We start from the raw sequence: 18,615 nt of genomic DNA, 5'->3' as shown, positions 1-18,615 counted from the left end.
GGGGTGCCGCCGCGGCGTCCGTAATGCGGAAATTTCGCGCAGAGCCACGCAAAAACCCAGCATTCAGTGTGTTTTCAGCCCTCTGACGTTCTAGACTAAGAAACTATGACAACAGAGCAAACGGAATCCCCTGAGCGTCTCGCGCGCCCTTTGGTTCGCTTGGCCAAGATGCTGGGAGTGGGGACCAGCTACATGGGCATGTCCCATGACTACCACGAAATCAGCGACGAAGTGCTCGTGGCCATCCTGGCCGCGCTTGGCGTGGATGCCTCCACTCCGGAAGCCATTGAGTCGTCCATCAACCGCATCCTCGAGGAGCAGCGCTCGCACCTCGTGGACCCGACCGTGCTGCACACCGTCGGGGAGCCGAGCACCGTCGAGGTGCGCGCCGGCATCATGGACGTGCCGGAAGCGACGATCACCCTCGAAAACGGGCAGGAATACGCCGGCGCGCTGGCCATCTCCCCGGTCGAGGGCGCCAAGGCCCATTCCGTCAACGGCGAGTTCGTCAGCGCCTCCACGCTCGAGCTGCCGGCCGACCTGCCGATGGGCTACCACACGCTGCACGTCAAGGCCGGCGAGCGCGAAGAGGACGCGACGCTGATCTGCGCGCCGACGCACATCGACATGATCCCGGCGCTGGAAAACGGCACGCTGTGGGGCTGGCAGGGCCAGCTGTATTCGATGCGCTCCGAAAAGTCCTGGGGCGTGGGCGACTTCGAGGACCTGCGCTACCTGCTGACCGAAGCGAAGCGCGACACCGACGCCGACTTCATCCTCATCAACCCGGTGCACGCCGCCGAGCCGGTCTCCCCGCTCACGCCGTCGCCGTACCTGCCGGTATCGCGCCGGTTCGTCAACTTCACCTACATCTGCCCCGAGAACATCCCCGAATACTACGGGCTGGACGCCCAGGCGAAGGCGCAGGTCGAGAAGCTGCACGAGTCGGTCGAGCCCTACAACGAGGACCCGCAGCTCATCGACCGCGACGCCATGTGGGCGGCGAAGGCCAAGGCCCTGTGGATCATCTTCCAGGCGCCGATGAGCCCGGAGCGCAAGGCCGCGTTCGACCAGTACAAGGCCTCCTGCGGCCAGGAGCTGGAAGCGTACGCCACCTGGTGCCTGTGCTACGACAAGTGGGGCGCCCCGACCACCGAGCCGGACAACTGGGAAGTGCGCCTGACGAAGGAATCGCCGGAAATCATCCAGATCCGCGAGCAGTTCCCGGACACCCTCGAGTTCTACCGCTGGCTCGAGTGGGTCGCCACCGAGCAGCTGGAAGCCGCCCAGGGCGCCGCGCGCCAGGCCGGCATGAAGATCGGCCTCGTGGCCGACATGGCCGTCGGCGTGCACCCCCAGGGCGCCGACGTGTGGTGGAACCCGGAGCGCTTCGCCAAGGGCGCGACGGTCGGCGCCCCGCCGGACATGTTCAACCAGCAGGGCCAGAACTGGAGCCAGCCGCCGCTGAGCCCCGTCGAGCTCAAGCGCACCGGCTACCAGGTGTACCGCGACATGGTGCACGGCATGTTCCGCACCGCCGGCGCCGTGCGCATCGACCACATCCTGGGCCTGTTCCGCCTGTGGTGGATTCCGGAAGGCAAGAGCGCGACCGATGGCGCGTACGTGTACTACGACCATGACGTCATGCTCGGCATCCTGGCCATCGAGGCCACGCGCGCCGGCGGCGTCGTCGTCGGCGAGGACCTCGGCGTCGTGCCGCCGTACGTCACCAAGGCGCTCGCCAGCCGCGGCATCCTCGGCTGCGCCGTCGAATGGTTCGAGCAGATGGACGGCGTGTTCATCCCGCCGAAGAAGTGGCGCGAGTACGCGCTGGCTTCCGTCGACAACCACGACATGCCGCCGGCCGCCGGCTACCTCGAGTACGAGCATGTCAAGATCCGCGAGAAGCTCGGCCTGCTCGAGGGCGACGGCAGCGCGTTCAAGCAGAGCGCCGAGCTCGAGCATCAGGCCATGCTGCAGATGCTGTGCGACGAAGGCTACCTCGACGCGTCCGCGCTGGCCGACGAGGCGTCCCATCAGGACGAGATCATCGACGCGCTGCACCGCGCGCTCAAGGCCGCGCCGAGCAAGCTCAAGGTCGTTTCGTTCGTCGACGCCGTCGGCGAGAAGCGCACGCAGAACCAGCCGGGCACGAACAACGAGTACCCGAACTGGCGCATCCCGCTGGCCGACGGCCACGGCGACGTCGTCATGCTCGAGCAGCTGTTCAAGGAGCCGGGCGTTAAGCGCCTCGCGGACATCATGAACGACTGAGCCGCGCGTTTTTTCAGATTGCGGCAGCAAGCGCTCCCGGCGCCATTGGCGTCCGGGAGCGCTTTTGCGTTGCCGGGTCGCCGGAACGGGGGGGGCGGGCTGGGAGGAATCAAGATTTTCCGGCGGCGGCAGTCTGGGGAAAATGACGGCAGCGTTTGGCGACGGGAATCTTGAAGAAAGCGGAACGATATCCCCGCGTTGTCAGCGGTTGCGATATACTGGGGGATTGTTGTGTTTCCCTACGGGGTCCTTCAAAGCGCTTTCCCACTCGCCAATAGGACTTTCAGGGAGCCCACGGTAATGAGATTGCCGGCGGCAACGAGCAACGGCGCAGTGCCTAACCAACGCACGCCCGAGCAAGAAGCGGCCAGCGGTCCGGAACACAATATAAAGAAAAGGTACATCGTGAAAACTTTCACACCGAAGCCAGCTGATCTGACTCACGACTGGTACATCATCGACGCGCAGGACGTCGTGCTCGGCCGTCTCGCTTCCCACGCAGCGGATCTGCTGCGCGGGAAGAACAAGCCGACCTTCGCTCCGCACGCTGATTCCGGCAACTTCGTGATCATCATCAATGCCGACAAGATTGCCCTTACCGGCAACAAGCTGGGCAAGGATCTTTACTCCCACTCCGGTCGCCCCGGTGGCCTGCGCCGCGACAGCTACGCGCAGCTGCTGGCGTCGAAGCCGGAACGCATCATCACTCATGCCGTCAAGGGCATGATGCCGAAGAACAAGCTGTCCAAGGTCCAGCTGGGCCGCCTGCGCGTGTTCGCGGGCGCTGAGCACCCGCACGCTGGCCAGCAGCCGAAGGTCTACGAGATCGAGCAGATCTCGCAGCAGGCGAAGTGAACCGAAGGAGATAAAGAACCATGGCTGAAAACACCAACAACTCCGCGGTTACCGAAACCGAAGAGGCTGCATACACTAGCGAGACCAACGCTGGCGCCGGCACCGGCACCTCCACGATCGCTCCCTGCTACGGCACCGGCCGCCGCAAGGAAGCCGTGGCCCGCGTTCGCCTCGTTCCGGGCTCCGGCAAGTGGACGATCAACGGCCGCACGCTGGAAGAGTACTTCCCGTCCAAGCTGCTGCAGCGTGAAGTGAACTCGCCGATCGTGCTCCTCAAGCTCGAAGGCAAGTTCGACGCCATCGTCCTCGTGGACGGCGGCGGCACCACCGGCCAGGCCGGCGCTATCCGCCTCGGCGTGGCCCGCGCGCTCAACGCGGTCGACCGCGAAGCGAACCGTCCGGCCCTGAAGAAGGCCGGCTTCCTGACCCGCGACGCCCGCGTCGTGGAGCGCAAGAAGGCTGGCCTGCACAAGGCCCGCCGCGCTCCGCAGTTCTCGAAGCGTTAAGGTCTGCCTACCAGGCGCACAGGGCTCCCACTCGGGAGCCCTTTTTTCGTATCCACCCCGCTGCCTCATTCCCACCTCCCTACGTTCCAGTCGCTGACAACTCCTCACCGACTGGAACGTAGAGGGGTTTCTACTTTCCGGTCGGTGACGGCCTCCCACCGACTGAAACGTATCGAGTGATCTACATTCCAGTCGGTGACGGCCTCCCACCGACTGAAACGTATCGAGTGATCTACATTCCAGTCGGTGACGGCCCGTGAGCGACTGGAACGTAGGCTGGGTTCTACGTTTCAGTCGCTGAGGCGCCCTGAGCGACTGAAACGTAGTGAGGGGGATATTTTCCAGTCGGTGACGGCTTGTCAGCGACTGGAATGTAGAAAACTATTCCTGCATGAGCAGGGAAATCGACGTCGGGGGGACCGTCCACTGGTTTTCGGCGTCGGGGACCGGCTCCGGCTTTTCCCCCAACGTCTGGGCGGAGCTCCACAGCGCCTGCCATGAGCATTCGGCCGGCAGATGGAAGTCGCGGGCCTCGTTGGATCCGTTGACGACGATGGCGATGCTCGTGTCGTCGCTGGCGTGCAGCTGCATCGTGAACGAGCGTACCGACACGTCGAACCAGTCCTCCTCCATCGGCGTCGTGCCGTCCGGCAGCAGCCACTGCACGCGGCTCGACGGCTTGAGCAGCCCCAGCTGGCTGAGCCGCGTGAAGAAATCCTCGTGCGAGTATACGTCCAGCGACTTGCGGATGGCGACGAGCCTCGACACGGCCTCCTTGCGCCGCAGCTGCGGGTTGCTTGCCGCGCCGCCGCCGCGTTCCGTCCAGCTCCAGTCCAGCCACGTCGTCGGGTTGTCCTGGCAGTAGGCGTTGTTGTTGCCGCCCTGCGAGTTGCCGAATTCGTCGCCGGCGAGCAGCATCGGCGTCCCCAGCGACAGCAGCAGCGTGCCGAGCATGTTCATCGCCGCCCGTTCGCGACGCTCGAGCACGTCCGGGTCGTCGGTAGGCCCCTCGTGCCCGAAATTCGCGCTGTGGTTCACGTTCGACCCGTCGAGATTGCGTTCGCCGTTCGCCTCGTTATGCTTGCGCGAGTAGGTGGTCAGGTCGGCGAGCGTGAAGCCGTCGTGGCAGGACACGTAGTTGACCGACGAAATGGCGCCGCGCCCCGGGTCGGTGGCGAACAGGTCGGCGGAACCGCACAGCCGCGTCGCAATCTCCTGCAATCCCACCGCGTTCGTAGGGTTCGCGGCGCGCTGGGCGACTTCCGAAATCCAGAAGCGGCGCGCGGTGTCGCGGAACCGGTCGTTCCATTCGGCGAACGGCGTGCGGAACTGCCCCGTCCGCCAGCCCTGCCTTCCCAGGTCCCACGGCTCCATGATCATCTTGAGATTGCCAAGCAGCTGGTCCGAACGCAGTGCGTACAGGAACGGATGGTACGGCGTGAAGTCGCCGTTGAGCCGCGCGAGCGAAACGGCGAGGTCGAAGCGGAAGCCGTCGATGCCGATCCGCTTCGCCCAGTACCGCAGCGAGTCGACGGCGAACGTCACGTTGTGGGTATTCGTGAAATCTATCGTATTGCCGCAGCCGGTGGTGTCTTCCAGCTCGCCGACGTTGTGCAGCTGCTGGCGGTAGAACGTAAGATTGTCCAGCCCGCGCCAGCATGCGGTCGGCCCGTCGCTGCAGCCTTCCGCCGTGTGGTTGTACACGACGTCCATGATCACTTCGAAGCCGGCTTCGTGCAGCGCCGCCACCATCGCGATGACTTCCTCGCGCACCGCTTTCGGCCCGGCTTCCTGCGCCGCTTTCGTGGCGTACGAAGGCTCGGGGGAGAAGTAGTTTAGCGTCGAGTAGCCCCAGTAGTTCTCCATCCCCTTCTTCATGAGGAAGAGTTCCGGCTGCTTCGCCTGTATCGGCAGCAGCTCGATCGACGTCACTCCCAGAGATTGCAGATACGACAGCGTACGCGGGTGCGCAAGCCCCGCGTAGGTGCCGCGCAGTTCGGGTTCCAGCCACGGCGCCTGCGCAGTGAACCCCTTGACGTGCAGCTCGTAGATGACGGTCTTGCTCCACGGCACGTGCGGGTGCGAGGGGTCGTGGTCGTGCTTGCCGGGGCTGCGGTCGTCGATGGCGACCGACACCGGCACGTGCCCGAGCGAGTCGGCGGTGCTCATCGGGCCGTTCGGCGTGCCTTCCAGCACCCCGTCCTCAACCGTGCATTCATAGGAGAACGCCGCCGGGTGCAGCTCGATCTTGCCTTCGACGCCCTTGGCGAACGGGTCGAGCAGGAGCTTGTGCGGGTTGAACCGCAGGCCATTCGCCGGGTTCCACGCGCCCTCGGCGCGGAACCCGTAGCGCATGCCGTCCCAGGCGCGCGGCAGGTGCACGTACCACAGCCCGTAGTTGGGGCCGTCCATGGCGAACAGCGTTTCGCGCAGGCCCAGCGCCTCGACGTCGCGCGCGTACACGGTATGCCGGTGCCTGCTGTGGAAGAACGTGGCGGCCTGTTCGCGCGTGAGCTTGAGCGCCTTGTTGTAGAACAGGCTTGGTTTGTCGAGCGGCTCGAGCACGCACAGCCACAGCTGGTCGGCGGTTTCGGAGCGCACCACGACGTCGGCGCCGCCATCGTCGGTGAAGTACAGGCCCGGGCGCGTCGCGTAGCGGTGAAGCGGAGGCAGTTGCATGCCCCCTACTGTAACGGCTTACTGGCAGATTTTGTAGGGATGGTCCAGATATTCGCGTACCAGCATCATTCCGGCACCAAGCGCGCCCTGGCTGTCCATCGCCAGGCATTTGCGGATGCGTGCCGGCGCCGCATCGTCGCCGCGCCGTTCGATGCGCCCGACGCGCGTGCGCAGCGCGCCGATGTCGGCGTCGTCGAGGTAGGAGGCGGCCGCCCCGCCGATGATGACGTCGACGGGGATGACGGTGCGGATGTTGGTGACGACCTGCGCCAGGTGGTCGAGCCATTCGCCCATGCGCTGGCGGTGGTGCGGCTCGCCCTGTTCGAGCACGCTGAAGAAGCCGGCGAGGCTTTCGCCGTCCTCCGGCAGGGAGGGCAGCGAACAGTATGCGTTGACGCAGCCGCGGTTGCCGCACGCGCACTGGCGGCCGCCGGGAACGAGCGTCATGTGGCCGAGCGGCCGGCCGGCGGCGCCCTGCGGGCGGTGCAGCGCTCCGCCAAGGACCAGCGCGCACGAGATTTCCCGCCCGATCGACAGGTACGCGGCGTCGCCCACCGTCGGGTCGTGCCATAGTTCCGCCATCGCCTCCGCTTCCTGCGGCGCCATCGCCGTGCAGGACCGGGACGTTTCCCGCGAGAGGATTTCCAGCGCTTCCGTGCCCGGTTCGGCCGCAGCGGTGTTGCTGGCCGTGGCGCTGGCCGCCGTCCCGCTTGCCGGGCTGCCATTGCCGTTTGCCGCCGCGCCGCTCGCCGCATCGCATACGGCGACGCCGAGGACGTGGCTGCCGGAAGCCTCGATGGCGCCAGCGAATTCGTTGACGGCGGTCCCGATACGCCGCCAGTAGGAGGCGCCGGAGCTCCAGGGGATGCTGCGTTCGCGTTCCGTCAGCGTGCCGCCGTGCAGGTCGACGGCGAGCATCGACACCCGCGTGGGCGCCGTCTGGACGCCGATGGCGACGCAATGCTGCGCGTTGAACGCGAACGTCTGCGGCTTGCGTCCGCCGGTGGATTCCTGCAGGTCCGCCCGCACGACCAGCCCGCGCTCTTCGAGTTCCTTGAGATTCGAGGTGATCGTCGGCAGCGAGAGGTTCACGCGCCTGGCGATGTCCTGCTTCGTTGCCGGAGAGCCTTCATAGAGCACGGTCAGCAGCGCCACCCGGTTGCGCTGCTTGATCGCTGAATTGCCGTTATCGGTCATGATGCCGCCAGTCCCCTTCATGAAATGAATCGCCATCGATACGCTTTCGTTCTTCCCTATCGTAGCGGCTGGAACGCTTGCCGCGCAAGGAAAGGCGGAAGCGGCGCCGAAGAAACGTAAAACAGTTTTTAAAAAGTTTGCGGAGAAATTGTGCTTTTTGCAACCCGCTTTACAGAAGAGGGAATAGGGAGATTCAAGATTTGTTGTGAAGTGTAGTTCGAAACATCACAAAATGTTTCAAAACACCGAAAAAGAACGCGTACGAAACCAAATAACGAACGTAAGCGCTCGCAAATCTCACATAATCTAACGTTTCGACGCGACACGTCGAAGGGGCTGACAACGGAGGTCCCCTTGCGTTAGATTGTGAAGCAAGTCACACCTGCCGTGTCGGTGTGCCTAACCCCATAGTGAGTTAAGTCGAGGAGGATTAATGGCAGAAGCGAAGAAGGACGATGCCGTGAAGGCCGAAGAGGCCAAGGCCGTCGCTCCCACCCCCGAAGAGAAGAAGGCCCAGGCGCAGGCCGAGGTCGACGCTCTCGTGGCGAAGGGCCTCGAAGCCCTCAAGGAGTTCGAGAAGCTGGACCAGGAAATGGTCGACCGCATCGTCGCGAAGGCTTCCATCGCCGCCCTGAACAAGCACCTGGTGCTGGCGAAGATGGCCGTTGAGGAAACCGGCCGCGGCCTCGTGGAGGACAAGGCCACGAAGAACATCTTCGCGTGCGAGCACGTCACCAACTACATGGCCGGCCAGAAGACCGTCGGCATCATCCGCGAAGACGACGTGCTGGGCATCGACGAAATCGCCGAACCGGTCGGCGTCGTCGCCGGCGTCACCCCGGTGACCAACCCGACGTCCACCGCCATCTTCAAGAGCCTGATCGCGCTCAAGACCCGCTGTCCGATCATCTTCGGCTTCCACCCGGGCGCGCAGAAGTCGTCCGTCGCCGCCGCGAAGATCGTGCGCGACGCCGCCATCGAGGCCGGCGCCCCGGAGAACTGCATCCAGTGGATCGAGCACCCGTCGATCGAGGCGACCGGCGCCCTCATGGAGCACGACGGCATCGCCACGATCCTGGCGACCGGCGGCCCGGGCATGGTCAAGGCCGCGTACTCGTCCGGCAAGCCGGCCCTCGGCGTCGGCGCGGGCAACGCCCCGGCCTACATCGACAAGAACGTCGACATCCAGCGCACCGCCAACGACCTGATCCTGTCGAAGCACTTCGACTACGGCATGATCTGCGCCACCGAGCAGGCCGTCATCGCCGACAAGGACGTGTACGAGCCGCTCGTCAAGGAACTCAAGCGCCGCAAGGCCTACTTCGTCAACGACGAGGAGAAGGCCAAGCTCGAGCAGTACATGTTCGGCTGCACCGCGTTCTCCGGCCAGACCCCGAAGCTCAACTCGGTGGTGCCGGGCAAGTCCCCGCAGTACATCGCCAAGGCCGCCGGCTTCGAAATCCCCGAAGACGCCACCATCCTGGCCGCCGAGTGCTCCGAGGTCGGCGAGAACGAGCCGCTGACGATGGAGAAGCTCGCCCCGGTACAGGCCGTCCTCAAGTCGGACAACAAGGAGCAGGCCTTCGAGATGTGCGAGGAAATGCTCAAGCATGGCGCCGGCCACACCGCCGCCATCCACACGAACGACGAGGCCCTGGTGCGCGAGTACGGCCAGCGCATGCACGCGTGCCGCATCATCTGGAACTCCCCGAGCTCGCTGGGCGGCATCGGCGACATCTACAACGCCATCGCGCCGTCGCTGACGCTGGGCTGCGGCTCCTATGGCGGCAACTCGGTGTCCGGCAACGTCCAGGCCGTCAACCTGCTCAACATCAAGCGAATCGCTCGGAGGAACAACAACATGCAGTGGTTCAAGATTCCGTCCAAGACGTACTTCGAGCCGAACGCCATCAAGTACCTGCGCGACATGTACGGCATCGAGCGCGCCGTCATCGTGTGCGACAAGGTGATGGAGCAGCTCGGCGTCGTCGACAAGGTCATCGACCAGCTGCGCGCCCGCAACAACCGCGTGACGTTCCGCATCGTCGACTACGTCGAGCCGGAGCCGAGCGTCGAGACCGTCGAGCGCGGCGCCGCCATGATGCGCGACGAGTTCCAGCCCGATACGATCATCGCCGTCGGCGGCGGCTCGCCGATGGACGCCGCGAAGATCATGTGGCTGCTGTACGAGCACCCGGAAATCTCGTTCTCCGACGTGCGCGAGAAGTTCTTCGACATCCGCAAGCGCGCGTTCAAGATCCCGCCGCTGGGCGAGAAGGCGAAGCTCGTGTGCATCCCGACCTCGTCGGGCACCGGCTCCGAAGTGACGCCGTTCGCCGTCATCACCGACCATAAGACCGGCTACAAGTACCCGATCACCGACTACGCGCTGACCCCGTCCGTGGCCATCGTCGACCCGGTGCTCGCCCGTACGCAGCCGCGCCGCCTGGCCTCCGACGCCGGCTTCGACGCCCTGACGCACTCGTTCGAGGCGTATGCGTCGGTGTACGCGAACGACTTCACCGACTCGATGGCGCTGCATGCCGCGAAGCTGATCTGGGACAACCTGGCCGAATCGGTCAACGGCGAGCCCGGCGAAGCCAAGACGAAGGCGCAGGAGCACATGCACAACGCCGCCACGATGGCCGGCATGGCGTTCGGCTCCGCGTTCCTCGGCATGTGCCACTCGATGGCCCACACCATCGGCGCGCTGTGCCACATCGCCCACGGCCGCACGAACTCCATCCTCCTGCCGTACGTCATCCGCTACAACGGCCAGGTGCCGGAAGAGCCGACGAGCTGGCCGAAGTACAACAAGTACATCGCGCCGGAACGCTACGAGGAGATCGCCAAGGTGCTGGGCGTCAAGGTCGGCAAGACCCCGGAGGACACCGTCGAGAACCTGGCGAGCGCCGTCGAGGACTACCGCGACAATAAGCTCGGCATGAACAAGAGCTTCCAGGAATGCGGCGTCGACGAGGACTACTTCTGGTCGATCCTCGACCAGATCGGCATGCGCGCCTACGAGGACCAGTGCTCCCCGGCGAACCCGCGCATCCCGCAGATCGAGGACATGAAGGACATCGCCATCGCCGCCTACTACGGCGTCCCGCAGGCTGAAGGCCACCGCCTGCGCGTCGAGCGCGAAGGCGCTGCCGCCACTGCCGAAGCCTCCGAGCGCCTCTAGCCCCTCTGCCGTCCCCGCTGCCGGACACATCCATGAGGAGTGAGATGACTCTCATGGACGCCGTCCCCGCTAGCACCGGCCGCTGAAATATGCAAGCGCGAAAGCGTTTGCGGCCTTGTTCGGGGACCGCTGAGCGCGAGCCGAAGGCAAAGCGCGAAGCGAGGGGTGGTCAAGCGAATCGGCGGCACGCCGGTTCGCGCCCAGGGCCCGCACCTTATGGTGCGGGCCCTTCTGCTATCCGCAACCAGAGCTGTCTATCCGGCCCCCTCTGCTGGTGCCGTCAGCGTCAGCAGCGCGGGAGCAAATCTAGGAAAGACCGATCGTCAACTACCAAAATTTGCGCAAAAAAGGCCAAGAAAGGCTATTTTTGCTAATATGTGGGTATTTTGAAAAGTGCAGCGCAAGGAGACCATGGCGTTCATGCAGGATGCCGTACGCGCTGCCGGGCGTCCTGTTCAACGTTAGGGTAGGGGAGCAAGGGAAAGCGCGAAAGGAAAAGCATGAACGATACCGCGGATTTCTCGGCGCTGCTGAACCAGCCGATGCCGGGGGAGGTGGCGGCGCAGCTGGCGCAGCGGGTGAAGGAACGCCGCAAGGAACACCGATGGACGCAGGCACAGCTGGCTAAACGGGCCGGAATGAGCCTAGGGTCGTTGCGCAGGTTTGAGCAGCAGCACGAGATCTCATTGCAGTCGCTGATCAACATCGCGTTTGCGCTGGGCTGCGAGGGCGATTTTTCCGCCTTGTTCGCCACGCCCTATTACCGCACGCTGGAGGACGTCAAGGCCGCTACCCGACGAGCCAGAAGGCAACAGCTGAAAAAGTCGGCCTCCTAGGCCTTGTACATTCTCTTCCAGCGCTCAGATTCGGTGACCTATGCCACTTTTTGGTATCAAAAAGTGGCATAGGAATACACTTTTTGATACCAAAAAGTGGCATAGGTCGTGAAATCCCGTTCTGTCGCTGCGGTGGCATCGGCGGCTTTTTCCGTTGCGGGAAACGGGGGAACGGGCGGGAAGAGACCGTACTATAGTGGATTCTGGTTGAGCGCTGGGCCTGCGGGTCCGGCAACGCATCCGTGGAAGAAGCGTCTGAGTGCGCCCGCACCTATATATCTATGTATGGGAGCGTTGGATTGCGCCGGCTTCTTCTTCCCGGGCAGGTGAGCCGCAGTTAAGGCGCCGTTTTCGGCGCTGGCGTGCATTCCCTGCCAAGGGGCGCTGGCCGCCGTTTTTCTTTAGGGGCGGCCGCGCCCCTTTTTCTTTGCTCGGGAAGGAACGCTGGCGGGGGCGCGGGCAATCTCGTAAGGTGGGGAACATGGTTGAACGTAGCGTGACACGGGAATCCTCTGGCAGCCGAGCCGCGTCGCAGGCGGCGGCGAAGCGGCGGAAGTCTTTGCGGCGGTGGACTTCGAACGAGCCGGGGGGATGGGTGATGGCGATGTCGCCGGCGCTGGCGGGGCTGGCGCTGGGGCGCGGCGGCTGGTGGGCCGCGTGGCTGACGGCGCTGTGGGCGCTGTGCTACTGCGTGGAGTATACCGGGGCGCGCTGGTTCAAATCCCGGTTCAAGCGCACCTGGCTTGCGCCGTTCGTGGCCTACTGCGCCGTGCTGGCCGCCGCCGGCATCCCGTTTGTCGCGCTATGCCCCGGCGTGCTGCGCTGGGCGGTGTGGTTCACCGTGCTGGCGGCGGTGGCAATGCTCGGCGCGTACCTGCGCCGCGAACGCAGCCTGTGGTCGAACGCGGCGCAGGTGCTCGCCGCCAGCAGCATGGCCGCGGTAGTCTACTCGTTCTCGGACGGCGTCCCCGAAGCCGAACGCTGGGCGGTGCGGCATATCGCCAGCACCGGCACGGGCGCGGCCAACGTAGCGGCGACGGCTGATTTCGGCGTGAACCTGTGGCCGGCGTACGCCATCAGTTCCGTCGGGCTGCTGGCGGCGGCCGCGTTCGCCTGTATGCAGTTCGCGTCGGTGCTGTTCGTCAAGACGATGATCCGCCACCGTGGCGAGCCGGCGTACTACGGCGCCTCGATCGGCTGGTGCGTGCTGGCTGCGTTCGCCGGGTTCCTGGTGTCGCCGACGCTGGGGATCCTGGGGCTGCTGCTGGCGGCGAAGGCGACGGTTGCGCCGCCGATGGCGATCCGCCGCAACGCCCGCCCGATCGTCGCCGGCGTGCTCGAAGCGGTCAGCGCTGTCATCGGCTGGGTGCTGATTGTGTGGGCGCTGTGGCAATCGTGACGATATCGTAACGTTTTTCCTCTTACGGAAGATTTCCGCGTCGCCATCGGTTGGCTTTATTGCGTGCCGGAACGTTCGATGCCCGGCAAACGCCGCCATTTTCAACAAGATTGGGGTCCGCGGACGCTCGTTTTGCGCCGACACGCCCGGATTGGTGCGTCAGGCGACCCCTGATGGTTAAATAAAACAGTTGCCTGTTTGAAGGCTCGCAAATTGGAATTGAAAAAGCGAGCGCGCCAGCGACCGACCCACGTTCCGTGGGTCTTTGCATGGGTGCGCACTGATGTGTGAAGCGTGGGGTGCCGTGCGCCCCCGTGCCTCCCGCCGGTGCCCTTTATTCAGGTTGGTAAATAGAAAACGAATCGCTAGAAAGGGCGGAAGGCAATGGCGGGACAGAAAATCCGCATCAGGCTTAAGTCCTATGACCATGAGGTCATCGACCAATCGGCGAAGAAGATCGTCGAAACGGTGACGAACGCGGGTGCAACTGTGGTTGGCCCGGTTCCGCTCCCGACCGAGAAGAACGTGTACTGCGTTATCCGTTCTCCTCACAAGTACAAGGATTCTCGCGAGCATTTCGAGATGCGTACCCACAAGCGTCTCATCGATATCGTGGACCCCACCCCCAAGGCTGTGGACTCCCTGATGCATATTGATCTGCCCGCAGACGTCAACATCGAGATCAAGCTGTAAGGGAGGAGGAAGACCGCATGGTTCAGAACATTAAGCGCAAAGCTCTGCTGGGCAAGAAGCTCGGCATGTCGCAGGTGTGGGATGAGAACGGCTTCTTCGTTCCCGTTACCCTGATCGATGTTTCCACCAACGTGGTGACCGCCATCAAGACCGAGGAAAGCGACGGATACGACGCCGTCCAGCTCGGCTATGGCCAGGTCGACCCGACGAAGGTCTCCAAGCCGCTGGCTGGCCACTTCGCCAAGGCCGGCGTCACCCCTCGCCGCCACCTCGCCGAGGTGCGCACCGAGGATGCCGCCGACTACCAGCCGGGCCAGGAACTGACCGCCGAGCTCTTCCCGGAAGGCGTGCAGGTCGACGTGACCGGCACGACCAAGGGCAAGGGCTTCGCCGGCACCATCAAGCGCTGGGGCTTCAAGTCCTACCGCCGTACGCACGGCTCGCACAAGAACGAACGCCGCCCCGGCTCCGTCGGCGCGTGCGCGACTCCGAGCCGCATTCTCAAGGGCAAGCGCATGGCTGGCCGCATGGGCCACGATAACAAGACCGTGCTGAACCTCACCATCGTTTCCTCCGATGTGGAGAACGGCATCATCGCCGTCAAGGGCGCCGTTCCGGGCCCGAAGAACGGCATCGTTCTCGTTCGTTCGGCAGTGAAGGGAGCCTGATCTAGATGGCAAACGTTACCCTGAACGTCACCGATAACAAGGGCCAGGAAGCCGGCACCATCGAGGCTCCGTCCGAGGTCTTCGGCTTCACCGCCGAAGAAGTGCAGGCCCACGTCCCGCTGATCCACCAGGTCGTTACGGCCCAGCTCGCTGCTGCGCGCCAGGGCACCCACGCGGTCAAGAACCGCGCGAAGGTCTCCGGCGGCGGCCGCAAGCCGTGGAAGCAGAAGGGCACCGGCCGCGCCCGCCAGGGCTCGATCCGCGCACCGCAGTGGTACCACGGCGGCGTCGTGCACGGCCCGGTTCCGCGCGACTACTCGCAGCGCACCCCCAAGAAGATGAAGGCCGCTGCCCTGCGCTACGCCCTCTCCGACCGCGCTAACAACGGCCGCATTGCCGTGATCGACTTCGCCGTTTCCGAGCCGTCGACCAAGGCCGCTGTGGCTGCCCTGAACCCGATCGTGGGCGAGAAGTTCACGACCGTCGTGTTCTCGCGTGACAACGTCAACGAATGGCTCTCGGTGCGCAACCTTCCGTACGTGCACCCGATCTTCGCTGACCAGCTCAACACGTACGACGTCATTACGGCGCAGTACATCGTCTTCACCAAGGAAGGCTACGAAGCGTTCCTCGAGGCGAAGGCGCCGGCAGCTAAGGAGGCCTGATTTCCATGGTCGCAATCCACAAGCCAGCATATGACATCATCCTCAAGCCGGTAGTCTCCGAAAAGAGCTACGCCCTGTCCGACATGGGCCAGTACACCTTCGTGGTGGCGCCCGATGCGAACAAGGTGCAGATCAAGCAGGCTATTGAGGAGATCTTCAAGGTGAAGGTGACGAACGTCAACACCCTCAACCGCAAGGGCAAGCGCACCCGTACGCGCACCGGCTTCGGCCAGCGCAACAACGAGAAGCGCGCCATCGTGACGGTGGCAGAGGGCCAGTCGATCGACATCTTCGGCAACTGAAGGTTAGCCGAGAAAAGTTAAGGAAGAACTAGATTATGGCTATCCGCGTTTATAAGCCGACGACTCCGGGCCGTCGCAACGCGTCCGTTTCGGACTTCTCCGACCTGACGCGCCGCACCCCTGAAAAGTCGCTGGTACGCAAGAAGAGCAAGACTGGCGGCCGCAACTCGTACGGCCGCATCACGTCCCGTCACCGCGGTGGCGGCCACAAGCGCCAGTACCGTCTCATCGACTTCAAGCGTTGGGACAAGGACGGCGTGCCGGCGAAGGTCGCCGAGATCGAATACGATCCGAACCGCTCCGCCCGCATCGCCCTCCTGCACTACGCAGACGGCGAGAAGCGCTACATCATCGCTCCGGAAGGCATCAAGCAGGGCGACCGCATCGAGACCGGCCCGACGGCCGATATCAAGCCGGGCAACAACCTGCCGCTGAAGAACATCCCGACCGGTACGATCGTCCACGCCATTGAGCTCCGCCCGCTGGGCGGCGCCAAGATCGCCCGTTCTGCCGGCGCCGCAGTGCAGCTCGTGGCGAAGGACGGCGACTATGCGCAGCTGCGCATGCCGTCCGGCGAAATCCGCAACGTGCTCGCTGCCTGCCGCGCGACCGTTGGCGAAGTCGGCAACTCCGACCACGCCAACATCCAGCTGGGCAAGGCCGGCCGTGCGCGCTGGATGGGCAAGCGCCCGATCACCCGCGGCGAGTCCATGAACCCTGTCGATCACCCGCACGGCGGTCGTACCCGCGGTGGCAAGCCGCCGGTTTCCCCGTGGGGCAAGGGCGAGGTTCGTACCCGCCGTCCGAAGAAGGCTTCGAACAAGTACATTGTTCGTCGTCGTCCGAATGGCAAGAACCGCAAGTAAGGGAGTGTCGAATAGATGACTCGTAGCATCAAGAAGGGCCCCTTCGTCGACGCCCACCTGCAGAAGAAAGTCGACGAGCAGAATGAGAAGGGCACGCACAACGTCATCAAGACGTGGTCGCGCCGTTCGATGATCACCCCTGATTTCATCGGGCATACCTTCGCTGTTCACGATGGCCGCAAGCATGTGCCGGTGTTCGTTACCGAAGCGATGGTCGGCCACAAGCTCGGCGAGTTCGCCCCGACGAAGACCTTCAAGGGTCACGTCAAGGACGACAAGAAGTCGCGTCGCTAAAGGAGAGTAAAGACTTTATGGAAGCTAAAGCAATCGCTCGTCACGTCCGCGTGACGCCGCGCAAGGCTCGCCGCATGGTCGACCTCGTCCGAGGCAAGAATGTGACTGAAGCCATCACCATCCTCAAGTTCGCTCCGCAGGACGCATCCGAACCGGTGCTCAAGGTCCTTGAGAGCGCCATCGCCAACGCTCGCTTCAAGGCCGACAAGGAAGGCGAGCCGTTCCGCGAGAACGACCTCTATGTCAAGGAGACCTACGTGGACGAAGGCGTGACGCTCAAGCGTTTCCGCGCCCGCGCCCAGGGCCGTGCCGCTCGTATCAACAAGCGCACCTCCCACATCACGGTCGTCGTCGCTAGCAAGGAAGGAGCCCGCTAAAGATGGGTCAGAAGATTAATCCTTTGGGCTACCGCCTGGGCGTCACCGAAGACCACCGCTCGAAGTGGTTCTCCGACTCGAACAAGGTCGGCGAACGCTACCGCGACTTCGTCCTCGAAGACGACGCCATCCGCAAGGCCATGAGCAAGGACCTCGAGCGTGCGGGCGTGTCCCGCATCATCATCGAGCGCACCCGCGACCGCGTCCGCGTGGACATCCACACGGCCCGTCCGGGCATCGTCATCGGCCGCCGCGGCGCCGAAGCCGAGCGCGTTCGCGCCAAGCTCGAGAAGCTCACCGGCAAGCAGGTCCAGCTGAACATCTTCGAAGTGAAGAACCCGGCTCTGGACGCGCAGCTTGTCGCCCAGGGCATCGCTGAGCAGCTGACGAACCGCGTGACGTTCCGCCGCGCGATGCGCAAGGCCCAGCAGGACGCCATGCGCGCCGGTGCCAAGGGTATCCGCATCAAGCTCTCGGGCCGTCTTGGCGGCGCCGAAATGAGCCGTTCCGAGTTCTACCGCGAGGGCCGCGTTCCGCTGCAGACCCTCCGCGCTCTGATTGATTACGGCTTCTTCGAGGCCAAGACCACCTACGGCCGCATCGGCGTGAAGGTGTGGATCTACAAGGGCGACATGACCGAGCGTGAATTCGAAGAGCAGCAGGCTCAGCAGGGCGCTGGCCGTCCGGGACGCCGCGGCGATCGCCGCCAGCGTCGCGGTGGCAACCGCTCCGCCCGCCAGCATCAGAACGCAGCAGCCGAGGCCCCGAAGGCCGAAGCCGCCGCCACTGAAGCCCCGGCTGCAACGGAAACGAAGGAGTGAGCTGAAAGATGCTTATCCCAAAGAGGACCAAATATCGTAAGCAGCATCGCCCTGACCGCCACGGCATGTCCAAGGGCGGCAACGAGATCGCATTCGGCGATTTCGGCATCCAGGCGCTGGCTCCGGCCTACGTCACGAACCGCCAGATCGAAGCGGCCCGTATCGCCATGACCCGTTACATCAAGCGTGGCGGCCGTGTGTGGATCACGATCTTCCCGGATCGTCCGCTCACCAAGCACCCGCTCGGCGCCCGAATGGGTTCCGGCAAGGGCGCTCCGGAGTTCTGGATCGCCAACGTGCATCCTGGCCGCGTGATGTTCGAAATCGGTGGCGTTTCTGAGGACGTCGCTCGCGAGGCCCTGCGCCGCGCTATCGACAAGCTCCCGATGAAGTGCCGCGTTATTGCACGTGAAGGTGGTGACATCTGATGGCAGTCGGTACCCCGGAATATTCCATCAAGAATCTGAACGAGAAGACCAACGCGGAGATCGAGGGCTTCCTCAAGAAGTCCAAGGAAGAGCTGTTCAACCTGCGCTTCCAGCACGCGACCGGCCAGCTCGACAACACTGCTCGCCTCAAGGCTGTCAAGCACGACATCGCGAGGATGTACACCGTCCTGCGCGAACGCGAGCTCGGCATCAGCCAGGAACCCGAGGCCACGGAAACGAAAGCTGAGGAGAAGTAATGGCTGAAGAGCGCAATTCCCGCAAGGTTCGCCGCGGTTACGTGGTGTCCGATAAGATGGACAAGACCATTTCCGTGGAACTGGAACAGCGTTCGACCCACCCGCTGTATGGCAAGGTCGTTCGTACGACTCGCACGGTCAAGGCCCATGACGAAAACAACGATGCCCACGTGGGAGACCTCGTGAGTATCATGGAGACTCGTCCACTGAGCAAGACCAAGCGTTGGCGTCTCGAAAGCATCATCGAGCGCGCTAAGTAACAAGTTCGGCAAGGCTCCGCTTTCACCGGCCGCCATGCATCCGTGCGTGGC

At 64.1% G+C, this 18,615-nt stretch carries 18 protein-coding genes and 1 pseudogene; 17 read left to right on the top strand and 2 right to left on the bottom strand.

Annotated features, from left to right (window positions below; all coding sequences use genetic code 11):
* The first annotated feature begins 105 nt into the window (after positions 1-105).
* The 3 genes from malQ to rpsI all read left to right on the top strand — a co-directional run bounded on the left by malQ (position 106) and on the right by rpsI (position 3,635).
* Positions 106-2,274 (top strand): 4-alpha-glucanotransferase, encoded by a 2,169-nt coding sequence (gene malQ, locus AC1AXT_RS04820; RefSeq protein ID WP_476541691.1) that lies wholly within the window; start codon positions 106-108, stop codon positions 2,272-2,274.
* A gap of 405 nt (positions 2,275-2,679) precedes the next feature.
* Complete coding sequence (gene rplM / locus AC1AXT_RS04815) at positions 2,680-3,129, top strand: 50S ribosomal protein L13 (protein WP_476541693.1); 450 nt, start codon at positions 2,680-2,682, stop codon at positions 3,127-3,129.
* Between the two features lie 20 nt (positions 3,130-3,149).
* A complete protein-coding gene (rpsI, locus tag AC1AXT_RS04810) occupies positions 3,150-3,635 on the top strand; it encodes a 30S ribosomal protein S9 (protein ID WP_476541694.1) in 486 nt (161 codons plus the stop codon).
* Between the two features lie 405 nt (positions 3,636-4,040).
* Here rpsI and glgX read toward each other — a convergent pair.
* Both glgX and AC1AXT_RS04800 read right to left on the bottom strand, forming a co-directional pair.
* Positions 4,041-6,314, bottom strand: a pseudogene (gene glgX, locus AC1AXT_RS04805) (glycogen debranching protein GlgX); the annotation flags it as partial.
* Between the two features lie 18 nt (positions 6,315-6,332).
* Positions 6,333-7,547: an ROK family protein gene (locus AC1AXT_RS04800; RefSeq protein WP_476541696.1), complete on the bottom strand. Its 1,215-nt coding sequence runs from the start codon at positions 7,545-7,547 to the stop codon at positions 6,333-6,335.
* Positions 7,548-7,944: 397 nt separating this feature from the next.
* On the opposite strand from AC1AXT_RS04800, the gene adhE reads away from it, so the two are divergent.
* From adhE to rpsQ, 14 genes are all read left to right on the top strand, one after another.
* Positions 7,945-10,698, top strand: a complete 2,754-nt coding sequence (gene adhE, locus AC1AXT_RS04795; RefSeq protein ID WP_476541698.1) for a bifunctional acetaldehyde-CoA/alcohol dehydrogenase — start codon at positions 7,945-7,947, stop codon at positions 10,696-10,698.
* 500 nt (positions 10,699-11,198) lie between these two features.
* A complete protein-coding gene (locus AC1AXT_RS04790; RefSeq protein WP_476541700.1) occupies positions 11,199-11,534 on the top strand; it encodes a helix-turn-helix domain-containing protein in 336 nt (111 codons plus the stop codon).
* Positions 11,535-12,015: 481 nt separating this feature from the next.
* Entirely contained in the window at positions 12,016-12,933 is a 918-nt protein-coding gene (locus AC1AXT_RS04785; RefSeq protein ID WP_476541702.1) for a YwiC-like family protein, read from the top strand.
* 384 nt (positions 12,934-13,317) lie between these two features.
* Positions 13,318-13,626 carry a 30S ribosomal protein S10 gene (gene rpsJ, locus AC1AXT_RS04780; protein ID WP_004268570.1) on the top strand — a complete coding sequence of 103 codons (309 nt, stop codon included), beginning with the start codon at positions 13,318-13,320 and terminating at the stop codon, positions 13,624-13,626.
* Positions 13,627-13,643: 17 nt separating this feature from the next.
* Positions 13,644-14,294 (top strand): 50S ribosomal protein L3, encoded by a 651-nt coding sequence (rplC, locus tag AC1AXT_RS04775; RefSeq protein WP_476541704.1) that lies wholly within the window; start codon positions 13,644-13,646, stop codon positions 14,292-14,294.
* Between the two features lie 5 nt (positions 14,295-14,299).
* On the top strand, positions 14,300-14,959 hold the full coding sequence (rplD, locus tag AC1AXT_RS04770) for a 50S ribosomal protein L4 (RefSeq protein ID WP_476541705.1): 660 nt from the start codon (positions 14,300-14,302) through the stop codon (positions 14,957-14,959).
* A gap of 5 nt (positions 14,960-14,964) precedes the next feature.
* Complete coding sequence (gene rplW / locus AC1AXT_RS04765; protein ID WP_476541707.1) at positions 14,965-15,261, top strand: 50S ribosomal protein L23; 297 nt, start codon at positions 14,965-14,967, stop codon at positions 15,259-15,261.
* A gap of 35 nt (positions 15,262-15,296) precedes the next feature.
* Entirely contained in the window at positions 15,297-16,127 is an 831-nt protein-coding gene (gene rplB / locus AC1AXT_RS04760) for a 50S ribosomal protein L2 (protein ID WP_476541708.1), read from the top strand.
* A gap of 15 nt (positions 16,128-16,142) precedes the next feature.
* Complete coding sequence (gene rpsS, locus AC1AXT_RS04755; RefSeq protein ID WP_006295273.1) at positions 16,143-16,421, top strand: 30S ribosomal protein S19; 279 nt, start codon at positions 16,143-16,145, stop codon at positions 16,419-16,421.
* Between the two features lie 17 nt (positions 16,422-16,438).
* On the top strand, positions 16,439-16,798 hold the full coding sequence (rplV, locus tag AC1AXT_RS04750) for a 50S ribosomal protein L22 (protein WP_476541710.1): 360 nt from the start codon (positions 16,439-16,441) through the stop codon (positions 16,796-16,798).
* Positions 16,799-16,800: 2 nt separating this feature from the next.
* Positions 16,801-17,619, top strand: a complete 819-nt coding sequence (rpsC, locus tag AC1AXT_RS04745; protein ID WP_476541712.1) for a 30S ribosomal protein S3 — start codon at positions 16,801-16,803, stop codon at positions 17,617-17,619.
* A gap of 8 nt (positions 17,620-17,627) precedes the next feature.
* On the top strand, positions 17,628-18,047 hold the full coding sequence (gene rplP, locus AC1AXT_RS04740) for a 50S ribosomal protein L16 (protein WP_476541714.1): 420 nt from the start codon (positions 17,628-17,630) through the stop codon (positions 18,045-18,047).
* Positions 18,047-18,304, top strand: a complete 258-nt coding sequence (gene rpmC, locus AC1AXT_RS04735) for a 50S ribosomal protein L29 (protein WP_476541716.1) — start codon at positions 18,047-18,049, stop codon at positions 18,302-18,304. The genes rplP and rpmC overlap by 1 nt, the downstream gene beginning before the upstream one ends.
* A complete protein-coding gene (gene rpsQ / locus AC1AXT_RS04730; RefSeq protein ID WP_476541718.1) occupies positions 18,304-18,564 on the top strand; it encodes a 30S ribosomal protein S17 in 261 nt (86 codons plus the stop codon). Before rpmC ends, rpsQ begins: the two co-directional genes overlap by 1 nt.
* Positions 18,565-18,615: the final 51 nt, after the last annotated feature.

It is taken from the genome of Bifidobacterium sp. LH_450, from assembly GCF_056356715.1.
This window is presented reverse-complemented; position numbering and strand designations above follow the sequence as displayed.

Excerpts from the sequence above, each read along its gene's own strand:
- AC1AXT_RS04785 (WP_476541702.1), top strand. The coding sequence starts at position 12,016 with ATGGTTGAACGTAGCGTGACACGGGAATCCTCTGGCAGCCGAGCCGCG.
- rpsI (WP_476541694.1), top strand. The coding sequence starts at position 3,150 with ATGGCTGAAAACACCAACAACTCCGCGGTTACCGAAACCGAAGAGGCT.
- malQ (WP_476541691.1), top strand. The coding sequence starts at position 106 with ATGACAACAGAGCAAACGGAATCCCCTGAGCGTCTCGCGCGCCCTTTG.
- rplB (WP_476541708.1), top strand. The coding sequence starts at position 15,297 with ATGGCTATCCGCGTTTATAAGCCGACGACTCCGGGCCGTCGCAACGCG.
- adhE (WP_476541698.1), top strand. The coding sequence starts at position 7,945 with ATGGCAGAAGCGAAGAAGGACGATGCCGTGAAGGCCGAAGAGGCCAAG.
- rplD (WP_476541705.1), top strand. The coding sequence starts at position 14,300 with ATGGCAAACGTTACCCTGAACGTCACCGATAACAAGGGCCAGGAAGCC.
- rpsS (WP_006295273.1), top strand. The coding sequence starts at position 16,143 with ATGACTCGTAGCATCAAGAAGGGCCCCTTCGTCGACGCCCACCTGCAG.
- rplC (WP_476541704.1), top strand. The coding sequence starts at position 13,644 with ATGGTTCAGAACATTAAGCGCAAAGCTCTGCTGGGCAAGAAGCTCGGC.
- AC1AXT_RS04800 (WP_476541696.1), bottom strand. The coding sequence starts at position 7,547 with ATGGCGATTCATTTCATGAAGGGGACTGGCGGCATCATGACCGATAAC.
- rplV (WP_476541710.1), top strand. The coding sequence starts at position 16,439 with ATGGAAGCTAAAGCAATCGCTCGTCACGTCCGCGTGACGCCGCGCAAG.
- rpsJ (WP_004268570.1), top strand. The coding sequence starts at position 13,318 with ATGGCGGGACAGAAAATCCGCATCAGGCTTAAGTCCTATGACCATGAG.
- AC1AXT_RS04790 (WP_476541700.1), top strand. The coding sequence starts at position 11,199 with ATGAACGATACCGCGGATTTCTCGGCGCTGCTGAACCAGCCGATGCCG.
- rplP (WP_476541714.1), top strand. The coding sequence starts at position 17,628 with ATGCTTATCCCAAAGAGGACCAAATATCGTAAGCAGCATCGCCCTGAC.
- rpmC (WP_476541716.1), top strand. The coding sequence starts at position 18,047 with ATGGCAGTCGGTACCCCGGAATATTCCATCAAGAATCTGAACGAGAAG.
- rpsQ (WP_476541718.1), top strand. The coding sequence starts at position 18,304 with ATGGCTGAAGAGCGCAATTCCCGCAAGGTTCGCCGCGGTTACGTGGTG.
- rplW (WP_476541707.1), top strand. The coding sequence starts at position 14,965 with ATGGTCGCAATCCACAAGCCAGCATATGACATCATCCTCAAGCCGGTA.
- rpsC (WP_476541712.1), top strand. The coding sequence starts at position 16,801 with ATGGGTCAGAAGATTAATCCTTTGGGCTACCGCCTGGGCGTCACCGAA.